Below are 12,953 nucleotides of genomic sequence, written 5' to 3' on the forward strand. Positions count from 1 at the left end.
TTTAGGTCTCCCTTGCCACTTCAGCAATAACTTCCTCGATTCGTTCTAGGTTCTGCAACTGTGATGGTTGAGACTTTAACCATAGCAAATATTCGATATTTCCCGCAGGACCTTTGAGGGGAGAACTAACTAGTCCTTGATATTGCCAGCCTAGTTGATGGGCAACTTGCCAAACTCGCGCGATCGCCTCAGCTCGGTCTTGAGGGTTGCGAATTACACCTTTTTTACCAACCTTGGCTTTTCCCACTTCGAACTGGGGCTTGATCAGTAAAACTACTTCGTGGGGAAAGGTCAATAAGTTACGTAAATTGGCTAAAATTTTGGTTAAGGAAATAAACGATAAATCCATCACACCCAAACTAGCATGAGGGCAATCGCCATATAGTTCCTCTGGGGTAAGATAGCGAAAATTGGTTCTTTCTTTCAGAATGACGCGATCGCTCGTACGCAAACTCCAGGCTACCTGTCCGTAGCCCACATCGACTCCATAAACCAGTGCTGCTCCTGCCTGTAGCAAACAGTCAGTAAAACCGCCCGTAGAAATACCGCCATCGAGACAGATCCGCCCTTTAACATCGATCTCAAAGATTTGAAGCGCCTTAGCTAATTTTACGCCACCGCGAGAGACATAAGGCGGCTTTTGCTTCAGGGCGATCGCCGCAGTTACCTCGACTTCCGTGCCTGGTTTATCGATAATGCGATCGTCTACCATAACTTCTCCCGCTCTGATCGAACGCTGCGCTACTGCACGAGAATTACAGAGATTGAGACTCATCAAGAGATTATCCAGTCTTTGTTTGCTCAATTGATACCGAGATCGGAAATTACTATCATTTGTTATTAGTTTAGTCGATCGAGACCATAACCGAACCGCTACGGGAATTTATACAATAATATAACTGAACTAAAATTTAGACATTCAATAGCTTCGAGATAACAATAACTCAATAAAAAATTCAAAAATTGCTTTATGTTTGATGCCCTAGCCGAAAAACTAGATGACGCGTGGAAAAAACTGCGCGGTCAAGACAAAATATCCAAATCGAATATTCAAGATGCTCTTAAAGAAGTGCGTCGCGCCTTGCTATCTGCTGATGTCAACTTGCAGGTAGTTAAAACCTTCATTGCCGAAGTCGAAGAGAAAGCATTAGGTGAAGGAGTAATTTCTGGAGTCAATCCGGGACAACAATTTATCAAAATTGTCTACGATGAATTAGTCCGAGTGATGGGGGAAAGCAACGTTCCCCTAGCTAAAGCAGAACGACCGCCGACAGTTATTTTGATGGCAGGTTTGCAGGGTACTGGTAAAACTACTGCTACTGCGAAACTAGCTCTGTACCTGGGCAAGCAAAAACGCAGTTGTCTGATGGTCGGTACTGACGTATATCGCCCTGCGGCTATCGATCAGTTACTAACTTTAGGCAAACAAATTGATGTTCCCGTGTTTGAACTGGGAACCGATGCCGATCCTGTCGAAATTGCTCGTCAGGGAGTCGATCGCGCCAAAGAAATGGCGGTAGATACGGTAATTATCGATACGGCAGGTAGGCTGCAAATAGATCCAGATATGATGGGTGAATTAGCCCGCATCAAAGCAACCGTCAATCCAGATGATACTTTACTGGTAGTCGATGCGATGACGGGACAAGAAGCAGCCAACCTCACCCGGACTTTTCAGGAAGAAATTGGCATTAGCGGGGCAATTCTCACCAAACTAGATGGCGACAGTCGCGGTGGTGCGGCTCTGTCAGTCAGACAGGTATCGGGACAGCCAATTAAATTTGTCGGTGTCGGGGAAAAAGTCGAGGCATTAGAGCCATTTTATCCCGATCGCCTGGCTTCTCGGATCCTCAACATGGGCGACATTCTTACTCTAGTAGAAAAAGCCCAAGAAGAAATCGATCTCGCCGATGTCGAAAAGATGCAGTCCAAAATTATGGAGGCGCAGTTCGACTTTAACGACTTTCTCAAACAGATGCGCCTGCTGAAAAACATGGGTTCTTTGGGAGGCGTGCTCAAGCTAATTCCTGGGATGGGTAAAATTAGTGGCACAGATTTAGCTAAAGGAGAAACTCAACTCAAGCAAACCGAATCGATGATTAATTCGATGACTAAAGATGAGCGCACTAACCCCGATTTACTAGCTAGCTCTCCCAGTCGTCGTCGTCGTGTCGCCAAGGGGTCTGGCTTTCTCGAAAAAGATGTCAGCAAGCTAATTAAAGACTTTAGCAAGATGCGCTCGATGATGCAGCAAATGGGTCGCGGTATGCCCGGTATGGGAATGCCCGGTATGGGCGGCGGTATGCCCGGTATGGGAATGCCCGGTATGGGTGGCGCTGCCATGCCTGGTTTTCGCCCTCAACAGGGAGAAGGCAAGAAGAAAAAGAAAAAAAAGAAGAAAAAAGGCTTTGGTACATTGTAAGATAGAATATTGTCTGAATTAACCAACTAGAAGAATCAGCAGATAGTTTACAATCGTTAAGGACTATATTTCGATATTGAGAAATTTATATATATGCTCAAACTCCGTTTAAAAAGATTTGGTAAGAAAAGAGAAGTCAGCTACCGTATTGTGGCGATCGACAGCAGAAATCGTCGTGATGGTCGTCCCATTGAAGAATTGGGTTACTATAATCCTAGAACCGACGAAACTAGACTGGATGTTCCGGCGATTGTCAAACGATTGGAACAAGGCGCACAGCCCAGCGAAACTGTAAAAAGCATTCTCCGAAAAGCACAAGTTCTCGACCGAGTTCATGCCTAGAAAGACTAAGACTAGCCCAGATTACGAAGGGCTAGTTAAATTTTTGATTGACCCTTTGTTAGACGACCCACAATCGCTGTATATCGACAGTGAAATCATTAGAGAGCGAAAAATCTGGTTGAGAGTCGCTTTCGATAGCGATAGCCGTGGGAAAGTATTTGGTCGCGGTGGTCGCAATATTCAAGCTATTAGAACCGTATTAAATACTGCTGCTGCTTTAGCCGACCAATTGATTTATCTAGATATTTACGACGGTGAAAACCGCAATCGTCCCGAACGCCAATCCTCTAGTAATTCTAGTAGTGCTAACAGAAAAAAAAGATCCCGCACTTCCAAAGAACGACCCCGTATTACTAAATCGGAGTAACCAGGAAGCAAAGGAGGCTGGAAAGACTGGCTAGGAAAATTAAGGTTTCTCGAGCTGTTCGAGTTTTAGTTACCTTTTAAAGCATAAGCTCTGTCCCACAGAGGCAGAGCCTGGAATCTGCTATTAACTTCAAGCCAATAGTTTTTTAGTAGGTCTGACTGCTAAACATAGAAAGCTTTAGATCTGTGGTTTCGTTGGATTCATCATAAACGGTTAAATGCTGGGGTTTGCAACGCCTAACTTCCAGTTTATCGACTTTTGCTCCTTCTCCAATTAAATCTTCAACGTAACCAGCCTGCGCGGCATGGGCTTCATTTGAAGTTAGAAAGGGACCGAAGTAATAGGTACATTGGGGGTTCTCGGAAATGATTTTTACCCAGTGAGCCAAACCAAAGCTATTGAGTAACGAGATCGACATTTCTTTGAGCATTTCTTTCATTAATTTATCCTCTATTTTTGCTAAATTAAATTAATTTTTGTAAAATTATCGAGCAGTCTATATTGAAGTTATTTTAGTTTTACTAATTTTTATTTATTTATACCGTCAGATAGACTGCAATTTCAATTTAAATAATATTTTTATTGGGATCGCGCTTGTCGTTGGCGAAAGATTTCGTAGAGTGCGATCGCTGTTGCTACCGAAGCATTGAGGCTGGGAGTCGCTCCCGACAGAGGAATCGCCGCTAATTCATCGCAATAACGTTGAGTTAAAGGACTGATGCCTTTGCCCTCCGAGCCTACTACTAATCCTACTGCACCGCTAAAATCGATTGTGTGTAATAATTGACTGCTTTGGGTCGCAGTGCCATAAATCCAAAAACCAGCTTCTTTCAATTGCTCGATCGCCTGGTTTAAATTTACCACCCTGGCGATCGCTAAATGCTCTACAGCTCCTGCGGCGGCTTTCATTACAGTAGAGGTCACACCTACTGCCCTTCTTTGGGGAATAACTAGTCCCTGCACACCCATTGCTTCTGCAGTGCGGATAATGGCACCTAAGTTGTGAGGATCTTCAATGCCATCGGCGACGACAATTACGGGATTACTTTTAAGTTTGGCTCGCTCGATTAATTCAGTCAATTCCCAATAAGCATAAGGAGCAATTTGAGCGACTATTCCTTGATGGTTGGCTCCAGAGCTTAATTTATCGAGGCGATGACTGTCGATTTCATCGATTATCGTCCCCTTGGCTTTGGCTTCCTCTAATAAAGCTGCAAATTTGGGGCTTCTACGTAGTTTGCGAGTAATCCAGATTCGACTGACGGGGCGATCGCTTTCCAAGACTGCGAGAACGCTGTGGCGACCGTAAATCGAATTAGTTGCTTCTAAGTTTTCTTCTTCAATAGTTCGTTCGACAATTTTAGGGCGAGGTTTGCTATTGTCTCGCTTGGGCGAGCGCTTGGGATAGCTTTGTTTCATCAAATCTGAGATTTGGCTCAATTTACTCTATGTTTAACTTAGCTAATAATTCCTCCAAACGCTGCAGGTCAGTTAGATAGAGATAGCCAATTAAAGTTTCTAAACTAGTTGCCTGTTGATACAGTTGGGGGGATAGCCGTCTCGGTTTTCCCCCACAGGCATTACGTCCGCGACGAAGAATTTCTCGTTCGGCAGCAGTTAAATAAGGTTGAAGAAGTTCTAATTGAGCTGCCTGAGCTTCGGCTCTTACTTGGGCAGTGACTTGACCGTGATAATTTGCCATGCGCTTCGGTGGCATCAAAAAGTAAGTACGAACGTATAATTCGTATACGGCATCTCCGATATACGCCAGAGCTACTGGCGACAATCGTTCGATTTCAGCCAATTGTTCTTTGGCTGTTAAATTAGCCATATTTTCAATCTTCGCCCAAGTTAGAACTGCTTCAAATGGTTTTATTTGGTTGGAAATGGACTCTGATAAAACTTAGAGTCAAATTAGATGTTAGGTTAATTTTTGAGGTTTTCTAGCGCGGTTTCCACAGAAGGTTGTAGAGAAAGAAATTTCTCCAAACGAACCAACTTTACTGTTTGAGTCACCCGGGGATTGGTAACCACTTGCAAGCTACCTCCCTGATTTTGAGCCTGTTTGACTAATTGTACTAAAGCGCCCAAACCAGAACTATCGATAAAATCGATTTGAGACAAAACTAAAATTACGTCTTGTGGTCCTTGGTCGATACAGTTGCCGATGACTTTACGAAATGCTGGCTCGGAAAAAGCATCGAGTAATCCAGTAAGACGAAAAATTTGATAATTATTACTGACTTCGCGAGTGCCTCTCAAGCTTACAGTCAGATTTAGCTGTTCTGGAATAATTTCCTCCTCAACTGTTCTTAAATTTCGATTTTGAAGTATACCCGATCTTTTCTTCAGACAAAAAGAGGTTAACTTCAATTATTGTAATGATAGAGTATAATGCTTGAATTCAGAAGGTCGTTATTAATAGCCGCTAACGTACACTAAGCTCAAAATAAATAGCTCCTGGAGATAAATATTAGAATTAAATTATATACCTAATCTTAATTATTTAGATTGAAGCGATCGCGCTGAAAGAGAACCAAGAATCATACATTTGGCGATCGCTTAATTCACAGTAATCTACAAAAGTAAACTAAAAATTTTAAAAGTTAGAGATTACTCAGTCTTCTTATGGCAGAGTAGTATCTGACTGTGTGTCAATTTTACTTCAGAATCGATGTCTAACTTTTTCTTATCACACCTTCAGCTTAAAATTTTTTCCAGATTCAGGAGCATCAAACCCAAAATTTTGCGGTTTTTACTCCTATTTGTCGCCACAATTGCCCTGTTTTATTTTTGGATAATACCCGTAACTTCTCAACAACCAGTTACTGTTAGTGTTTTGATGCAAGCTGCCGAAGCTTCTCAGTGGCAACCATTAGTAGAAAAATTTCACCGACAACATCCTCAAATTAGGATTAAAGTTTTTGCCGCTCCTAGCGATACCAATCAGGTAGAAGATTTATATACATCATCCTTTTTACTGGGAGAATCGGTTTACGATTTAGTCTACATGGATATCGTTTGGACTCCCAAGTTTGCCGCTGCTGGCTGGTTAGAAGATCTATCGGGACGTTTATCGGATGAGGAACTCGACGAATTTTTAGAGGGCGATATCAATGGCGGAATGTATCGCGGCAAGCTGTACCGCGTTCCGTTTCGTTCGGATGCGGGAATGCTTTATTACCGCACCGATTGGTTAGCAGAGGCTGGCTATCAGCCTCCAGAAACCTTTGCCGATTTACTTAAAATTTCTCAAGATTTACAACAACAGGGACTGACAGACTGGGGTTATGTCTGGCAGGGCAAGCAATATGAGGGTTTGTCGGCTATGTTTGTCGAAATACTCGAAGGTAGTGGCGGTTTTTGGATCGATCCCGATACTTTAGAGGTGGGCTTGGAGCGACCAGAAGCAGTTGAGGCAGTAGACTTTTTACGCAGCACCATTGAGAAGGGAATTTCTCCTCCTGGAGTTACTACTTATGCCGAAGAGGAAACCCGTCGTTTGTTTGAAAATGGTAAGTCCGCATTTTTACGTAATTGGCCTTATGTCTACAGTCTAGCTTCAGAATCACCGATCGCTGGTAAATTTGCCATTAAACCGATGATTCATCAACCAGGGAATAGTAGCGGTGCTTGCTTAGGTGGTTGGGGACTGGGTATTGCTAAAAATAGCAAACATCTCGAAGCAGCTTGGGAGGTAGTTAAGTTTTTTAGTAGTGAAGCTAGTCAACGAGAGTATGTTTTAGCAACGGGCTACGTTCCCAGCCGTAAGTCTTTGTTTACCGATCCGCAAATCGTAGCCAAATACAGTCACTATCCCCAATTATTAGAGGTAGTTAAAAATTCTGCTTTACGCCCGCCAATTCCTCAATATTCACAGGCTTCGGATATTTTACAGCGTTATCTGAGTGCGGCTTTGACTGGTAAAATGAATCCCGAGTCGGCAATGAAAGCCGCTGCCGCCGAAACTCGCAGGTTATTAAATTAAGATGACTCTAGAACGACAAGCAAAAATTACGGGTTGGTTATTGTTAATTCCTGCCCTAATCGTATTGTCTTTAGTATTTATTTATCCCATTGCTAGAGCTTTCTGGCTGAGTTTGTATGCTGAAAACTTGGGAACTCAACTTCAGCCAGTGTTTACAGGTCTCACTAACTACCAGCGCATGGTCGGAGATGGAAGATTTTGGCAAAGTATGCTCAATACCTCTATTTTTACGGCAGTTAGCATTACGTTGGAGTTAATTTTAGGTTTGGGTACTGCCTTAGTTTTAAATAGAGCCTTCTTTGGTCGAGGAGTAGTCAGAACCGTTGCCATCATTCCGTGGGCTTTACCCACAGCAGTTATGGGTTTGGCTTGGGCATGGATTTTTAACGATCAGTTTGGGGTAATTAACGATCTTTTACGAAGATTGGGACTAATCGATACGGGAATAAACTGGCTGGGAGATCCGACTTTGGCGATGGTGGCTTTAATCGTCGCTGATGTTTGGAAAACCACTCCGTTTATTAGTATCATTCTGCTAGCACGTTTGCAGTCTATTTCTCAAGATTTATACGAAGCTCATGCTTTAGATGGTGCTAGTGCCTGGCAAAGCTTCTATCAAATTACCTTGCCTTTGCTAATGCCTCAAATTTTAATTGCACTGCTGTTTAGATTTGCCCAGGCATTTGGGATTTTCGACCTCGTACAGGTAATGACCGGAGGCGGACCTGCAGGCGCGACAGAAACGGTATCGATTTACATCTATTCTACGGTAATGCGTTATCTAGATTTTGGTTATGGTGCAGCTTTAGTAGTAGTAACCTTTTTGTTGTTAATCTTAGCCGTTGCTATTACCTCATGGTTGTTAAATAAAGCACGTTCTTATATTTGAGTTTACTTTATTGGTAATTTTATTTATCTATCGATTGAATTTTAAGGGTAATAGCTCATGTCTTCAATACAATTAAGAGAGCGACAAGCAGCAAGATTAACCGCTGGTAAAGTGGTTTTAGGTTTGAGCATTTTGGCGGTTTTGGTTTTTTTTCTGGCACCGATGATTTGGCAGGTTTTGACTTCGATCAAAACTAATGAGGATATATCGGCAATTCCCAACGTCTATCTGCCCGACGAGATTACTTTCGAACACTACCGAGCACTATTCGTACGTCGTCCCTTTTTACTTTATATTTTCAATAGTGCTTTTGTCTCGATAGTTTCTACGATTTTATGTTTGGTTATCGGTTCTCCTGCGGCTTATGCTTTAGCTAGAACCAAGTTACCCGGAAGAAATTTAATTTTAACGGGGATTTTAATCGTTTCTTTATTTCCCTATGTCTTACTATTTTTAGGATTGTTAGAAATAGTCAAAGCCGTCGGTTTGGGCAACACTTATCTAGCCCTGATTATTCCCTATACGGCAATCAATCTACCTCTGACAATTTTAGTGATGCGGAGCTTTTTCGAGCAGTTACCAAAAGACCTCGAAGATGCCGCAAAAATTGACGGCTATAAAACTATAGGAATGCTGCTCAAAATCGTGTTGCCCATGACCTTACCCGCGTTGGCAACTACGGGAATTTTAACCTTTATTTTTGCCTGGAATGAATATATATTTGCCCTGACTTTTATTACTGAAGAAGCTAAAAAAACTATTCCCGTAGCAACCGCACAGCTAGGAGGAGCGACTTTATTCGAGATTCCTTACGGCCCGATCGCAGCAGCAACTGTTTTGGGAACTCTACCGTTAGTGATTCTGGTGCTAGTTTTTCAACGTCAGATCGTGCAGGGTTTGACCGCAGGAGCGGTTAAGGGATAGTAGCTATCGCTCGATTGAAGCTGAAACCCACTAATAGACTTGTTGCACGAATCCTCATTAACTACTTAAGCTAAGAGTAAAAGAGTAAAACTCCAAGGCACAAGGGTTTGATTATTTATTCATGCAAGAGGTCTCATGTATATCTCAGAACATGATAAAGCCTTGATTCGTAACTGCATCGAACGACAGCTACAGGCATTTCAAGAGGATAATGCTGCAGCTGCCTTTGCTATCGCCAGTCCGACTATTCAACAGCAGTTCGCCAGCGCAGAAAACTTTCTGGCTATGGTAAAACAAAATTATCAAGCCGTCTATCGTCCACGTTCGGTAATGTTTCGCGGATTTACTTTAGTCGATGATTTTCCCGCTCAAATCGTCATGTTATTAAATGAAGCAGGAACGGTCGTTAAGGCAGTTTACGTCATGCAGCAGCAGCGCGATCGCAGTTGGCGCATTCACGGTTGTCTCTTAGTTCCCCTCGACGAACCGCTAGATTACTGATCGCAACAGAACATAGTTAATAGTAACCTTCGACTAGCCAACCATAGATATAGATATACCCAGAACATCAAATAGCAGTGAGGATCGGTCAATAGCTAGAGGTTACAAAAGTTAACAATAGCTAAATTGACAACAGTATCCAGTAGGAAGAGCAAGGACTGAAATAGAGACTGGTTGAGTTAAAATCTTTCTTCCTTGCCTATCTGGATTGAGATGTTTGCGTAAATTATACGATAGAGAAATATTATATGGTTATTACACCAGAACAGTTACATTACTCCAGCGATCGTCATCAACAGAAAAGTCGCGTTGCGGTACTGTTAACAGGCTATGGCGAAGTAGAAGACTATGAAAACTTTGCTGATTACAATCGGCAAGCCCTCGACCTACTGACGACTAAGTTTGCTCCCATTCCTAAGTGGCTCACACCAACTCTATCTTGGTATTTAGCTAATTCCGATCGCCAAGAATGGGAAGAAGAAAACGATCGCTTTATTTCTCCTCATAATGAAATCTTTGAGAGACAAAGGGCTGGAATCGAAAGGAGTCTTCAACAAAAGTGGGGTGATCGGGTTGAAGTTTTCAAGGCATTCAATTTCTGCAAGCCTTTCTTACCCGAACAAGTGCTGGCTCAAATCAAAGAGCGGGGATTTGACAAACTGCTAATCTATCCCCTTTTAGTGGTCGATTCTATTTTTACTAGTGGTATTGCTTTAGAACAAGTCAATAACAGTCTTTCCCAACTCACAGAGGATGGAGAACGCTGGCTGCAAGGAACTAGCTACATTCCTTCTTTTTTCGATCGCCCAGCCTACATCGATTTACAGGCTCGCTCCATTGAAGAAACCCTCGGGGAGAAATTGCTCTCAGCTTATTTTCCTTCCCAGATAGGAATAGTCTTAATGAATCACGGCTGTTCTGAAGAGGCGAAAGGATTCGTGACGGGAATTGAAGAAAGTCAAGGACTGTACGATAAAGTTAGAGCCAAACTAATTAATCGCTATCCGCTAATTTCGGTTGGTTGGCTCAATCACGATACTCCTTTTGTTAAATGGACGCAGCCCAATGCCGATCGAGCCGCTGAAAACTTAATCGAACTAGGAGCTAAAGCGATTCTATTCGTTCCCATTGGCTTTGCCACTGATAACCACGAAACAATTCTGGATGTAGAAACGATTATCGAGCAAGTTCGCCGGAAGTATTCGGAAATCACTTATCTGCGGATGAACTGCGTTAACGACCATCCCGAATTCCTTAAGATGGTAGCAGACTGGGCAAACCCCCAAATAGAAGCTCTATTATTCCCAGTAGGTAAAAAGAGGGATAGCTAACCTCTATGAAAAGTTACTCCAACTCAAATTAACTACACAAAACTTGGGCGTGGTGGCGAATGCGATCTTCAATGAAAGTGGCGATAGTAAAGTAGCTGCGATCGTAACCCGAGCGCATTCTTAAATTCAAAGCTTGACCCGCTTGTTTATAAGCCGCCTCGAACTGTTCGGGAAGTAGCTGTTGTTGGTGGTAAAAATTATCGTCCGTTCCCCGATCGATGAGAATTGGGTAGTGCTAAAGATGTAATGAAGCATTATAGTAATATACGAAGTGCCAGATAGCACCTAGATGATTCTCTAATGATTTGGAAAATGATAGGGTTTTTCCCACTAATCGAGATACTCTTTGTCTAAGAGTATTGTTAAACCGTTCAATATAACTTGTTCTTCCTGTTTCTTTTCCCACTGCTTGATGGGGTTGTTGAGGAAATACCGTCTCATAAGCTGCCCAAAAATCAGTGTAGGCAACCGCACATTGACCATAGACAGGAGGTAGCGAATTCCACAGTTCTGGCGCTGCTTGTTCGCTGCGATTGCGCTCCGCGCAGTGGCAAAGCCAATCGCCAATTGTTACCCCAACGATTTCACGAGTTTTGGAATCCAAAGCTAACCAGACCCATTGTTTATTTCCTTGATGGTCTACAAATGACACGGGGCTTTCAAGGTGCGGAACCTGTGTCCGCACACAGCCCCTCCACATTGCATCACACTGCTTCGTCAATTTCCCCTTTTTTTGGGTGTGACTTTTATTTCTCTGGGAACTAGAGCATATTTATTTATGGTTAACATAGGTTTGAAGCCACTTTTCTGACACTTCAACTGCTCGTGCAATACCTGCCAAAGAAATTCTTTCTAATCAGAGCCTGTCAATCAACTCCCGTTTCTCTTGATTAACGACGATTTTTTGCGGTTTCTCTACAAATTGACGATGACATTGATTACATCTAAACCTTTGTTTTCCGTTGTGAATCCGACCATTTTTGACAATTTTCTCAGAATGGCAGCTTGGACAAGTAGGCTTTGCTCTCAAGTTATTTAAGCTCGACGTTTATTTTAGATCGTTACTTCTACAGGACTACCAACTTATTCATCGCAAAACACCACGGAGTTACGGTGACATATCCTGTTTTAGTCTGCGACACGAAGTATGTTTTTCCATCTGGTCCAGGGTTGATTTCTAATTCTCGTTGGTTATCGGGCAGTTTATGCTGACAGAGAATTAACGACAGGCGATCGCATAAAACTTCTCCTCCTTTATCTTTAACTAGATTGACTAGAGCTTGAGTCAAAGCACCAGTACCACTACGAGGTCTGGCCATACCTGGATTATGACGCATCGACATCATCATCGAACCAATGCCAATAGTTTTTTGCGAGGGTGGCGCGCCAAATTCTGAGACTAATCTGGCTAGCGGTGCTCTGAGGAATTCTGAATCAAACCAGTATTCTAGACTATCTTTGGGACTGGTAAGCATGGTACGAACTAAATCCAAAGTCTTATCAATTCCACCCAAAGTCGACAACAGTTTTTGAATATTTTTGATGCCATAGTTCCCGGCAATATCGACAACGGATTTGGGCGGTGCATTGAAAACTGGCGTAATTCCTGCGGTTAGCCGTTGCCAAAAATCAACATACTCTCCATATTTTTCAGCGTCGCGCTCACTGTAACGCGCAATTTCGGCTTGAGTTTTCTCTACTGAAGCATGAGCCAGAAAATATTTACCGTCAGGATGGGGACAAAAGGTGACGGGGTCGCAGTAGAGGTATTCTAGCCCATATTTGGCTAGTTCTAGCTCTTCAATTACGGGTCCGAGATGAATAAACTCGTGGTCGATCGCACAGAGATTAAATTAAAAGCCTGGTGCTGCTTCGGGTAAAGCTTCTTCTGTGGTCGCTCCACCGCCAGGAATGGGACGTTTTTCTAACACGAGAACCTTATAACTTATAACCCGCGTTGAGTAAATAGGCCGCACAGACCAAACCATTGTGACCTGCACCGATAACGATTACATCGTATGTTTGCATGTGGCGCGTTTGCTGACAATTATTTTTGTATGTTTATTTAAGTTTAAAAAATAAAGCGAGACATCTTTTATCTATCAATAGAAAGAAATTGGTTAAAGTTTTTTTAAATTAACGAATTTATTTACTCGAGGCAAAATTCCCAGAGAAAGAAAAAGAAAGCG

Annotated in this window: 13 protein-coding genes and 2 pseudogenes; 8 read left to right on the plus strand and 7 right to left on the minus strand. The window is 42.6% G+C overall.

Features of this window, described 5'->3' with window-relative positions; genetic code table 11:
• Window position 1: 1 nt before the first annotated feature.
• Window positions 2-805 (minus strand): TlyA family RNA methyltransferase, encoded by an 804-nt coding sequence (locus ACLFKQ_RS03750; RefSeq protein WP_448998548.1) that lies wholly within the window; start codon window positions 803-805, stop codon window positions 2-4.
• A 165-nt stretch (window positions 806-970) separates the two neighbouring features.
• Here ACLFKQ_RS03750 and ffh point away from each other — a divergent pair, with 165 nt between their 5' ends.
• From ffh to ACLFKQ_RS03765, 3 genes are all read left to right on the plus strand, one after another.
• Window positions 971-2,422, plus strand: coding sequence for a signal recognition particle protein (ffh, locus tag ACLFKQ_RS03755; protein ID WP_448998549.1), 1,452 nt, complete (start codon window positions 971-973; stop codon window positions 2,420-2,422).
• Window positions 2,423-2,515: 93 nt separating this feature from the next.
• Window positions 2,516-2,764: a 30S ribosomal protein S16 gene (rpsP, locus tag ACLFKQ_RS03760; RefSeq protein ID WP_448998550.1), complete on the plus strand. Its 249-nt coding sequence runs from the start codon at window positions 2,516-2,518 to the stop codon at window positions 2,762-2,764.
• Window positions 2,757-3,131: a KH domain-containing protein gene (locus ACLFKQ_RS03765; protein WP_448998551.1), complete on the plus strand. Its 375-nt coding sequence runs from the start codon at window positions 2,757-2,759 to the stop codon at window positions 3,129-3,131. The genes rpsP and ACLFKQ_RS03765 overlap by 8 nt, the downstream gene beginning before the upstream one ends.
• Window positions 3,132-3,276: 145 nt before the next feature.
• On the opposite strand, the gene ACLFKQ_RS03770 is transcribed toward ACLFKQ_RS03765, so the two are convergent.
• From ACLFKQ_RS03770 to ACLFKQ_RS03785, 4 genes are all read right to left on the minus strand, one after another.
• A complete protein-coding gene (locus tag ACLFKQ_RS03770; RefSeq protein ID WP_448998552.1) occupies window positions 3,277-3,570 on the minus strand; it encodes a DUF1816 domain-containing protein in 294 nt (97 codons plus the stop codon).
• Between the two features lie 140 nt (window positions 3,571-3,710).
• Window positions 3,711-4,553 (minus strand): 23S rRNA (guanosine(2251)-2'-O)-methyltransferase RlmB, encoded by an 843-nt coding sequence (rlmB, locus tag ACLFKQ_RS03775; RefSeq protein ID WP_448999448.1) that lies wholly within the window; start codon window positions 4,551-4,553, stop codon window positions 3,711-3,713.
• 19 nt (window positions 4,554-4,572) lie between these two features.
• A complete protein-coding gene (locus ACLFKQ_RS03780; RefSeq protein WP_448998553.1) occupies window positions 4,573-4,962 on the minus strand; it encodes a Mini-ribonuclease 3 in 390 nt (129 codons plus the stop codon).
• Between the two features lie 95 nt (window positions 4,963-5,057).
• Window positions 5,058-5,426 carry an STAS domain-containing protein gene (locus tag ACLFKQ_RS03785; RefSeq protein ID WP_448999449.1) on the minus strand — a complete coding sequence of 123 codons (369 nt, stop codon included), beginning with the start codon at window positions 5,424-5,426 and terminating at the stop codon, window positions 5,058-5,060.
• 379 nt (window positions 5,427-5,805) lie between these two features.
• Here ACLFKQ_RS03785 and ACLFKQ_RS03790 point away from each other — a divergent pair, with 379 nt between their 5' ends.
• The 5 genes from ACLFKQ_RS03790 (at window position 5,806) to ACLFKQ_RS03810 (ending at window position 10,764) form a co-directional block, all read left to right on the plus strand.
• On the plus strand, window positions 5,806-7,119 hold the full coding sequence (locus tag ACLFKQ_RS03790) for an ABC transporter substrate-binding protein (protein ID WP_448998554.1): 1,314 nt from the start codon (window positions 5,806-5,808) through the stop codon (window positions 7,117-7,119).
• A gap of 1 nt (window position 7,120) precedes the next feature.
• Complete coding sequence (locus tag ACLFKQ_RS03795) at window positions 7,121-8,008, plus strand: carbohydrate ABC transporter permease (protein ID WP_448998555.1); 888 nt, start codon at window positions 7,121-7,123, stop codon at window positions 8,006-8,008.
• Between the two features lie 57 nt (window positions 8,009-8,065).
• Entirely contained in the window at window positions 8,066-8,932 is an 867-nt protein-coding gene (locus ACLFKQ_RS03800; protein WP_448998556.1) for a carbohydrate ABC transporter permease, read from the plus strand.
• Between the two features lie 135 nt (window positions 8,933-9,067).
• Window positions 9,068-9,433: a DUF4864 domain-containing protein gene (locus ACLFKQ_RS03805; RefSeq protein WP_448998557.1), complete on the plus strand. Its 366-nt coding sequence runs from the start codon at window positions 9,068-9,070 to the stop codon at window positions 9,431-9,433.
• A gap of 248 nt (window positions 9,434-9,681) precedes the next feature.
• On the plus strand, window positions 9,682-10,764 hold the full coding sequence (locus ACLFKQ_RS03810) for a ferrochelatase (protein ID WP_448998558.1): 1,083 nt from the start codon (window positions 9,682-9,684) through the stop codon (window positions 10,762-10,764).
• Window positions 10,765-10,999: 235 nt separating this feature from the next.
• On the opposite strand, the pseudogene ACLFKQ_RS03815 reads toward ACLFKQ_RS03810, so the two are convergent.
• Window positions 11,000-11,794 (minus strand): annotated as a pseudogene (locus tag ACLFKQ_RS03815) (IS1 family transposase).
• A 37-nt stretch (window positions 11,795-11,831) separates the two neighbouring features.
• Window positions 11,832-12,792: pseudogene (locus ACLFKQ_RS03820) on the minus strand (FAD-dependent oxidoreductase).
• Between the last annotated feature and the right edge of the window lie 161 nt (window positions 12,793-12,953).

This window comes from Myxosarcina sp. GI1(2024), from assembly GCF_053543375.1.

Excerpts from the sequence above, each read along its gene's own strand:
- ACLFKQ_RS03780 (WP_448998553.1), bottom strand. The coding sequence starts at position 4,962 with ATGGCTAATTTAACAGCCAAAGAACAATTGGCTGAAATCGAACGATTG.
- ACLFKQ_RS03765 (WP_448998551.1), top strand. The coding sequence starts at position 2,757 with ATGCCTAGAAAGACTAAGACTAGCCCAGATTACGAAGGGCTAGTTAAA.
- ACLFKQ_RS03810 (WP_448998558.1), top strand. The coding sequence starts at position 9,682 with ATGGTTATTACACCAGAACAGTTACATTACTCCAGCGATCGTCATCAA.
- ACLFKQ_RS03800 (WP_448998556.1), top strand. The coding sequence starts at position 8,066 with ATGTCTTCAATACAATTAAGAGAGCGACAAGCAGCAAGATTAACCGCT.
- ACLFKQ_RS03790 (WP_448998554.1), top strand. The coding sequence starts at position 5,806 with ATGTCTAACTTTTTCTTATCACACCTTCAGCTTAAAATTTTTTCCAGA.
- ACLFKQ_RS03770 (WP_448998552.1), bottom strand. The coding sequence starts at position 3,570 with ATGAAAGAAATGCTCAAAGAAATGTCGATCTCGTTACTCAATAGCTTT.
- rpsP (WP_448998550.1), top strand. The coding sequence starts at position 2,516 with ATGCTCAAACTCCGTTTAAAAAGATTTGGTAAGAAAAGAGAAGTCAGC.
- ACLFKQ_RS03805 (WP_448998557.1), top strand. The coding sequence starts at position 9,068 with ATGTATATCTCAGAACATGATAAAGCCTTGATTCGTAACTGCATCGAA.
- ACLFKQ_RS03795 (WP_448998555.1), top strand. The coding sequence starts at position 7,121 with ATGACTCTAGAACGACAAGCAAAAATTACGGGTTGGTTATTGTTAATT.
- ffh (WP_448998549.1), top strand. The coding sequence starts at position 971 with ATGTTTGATGCCCTAGCCGAAAAACTAGATGACGCGTGGAAAAAACTG.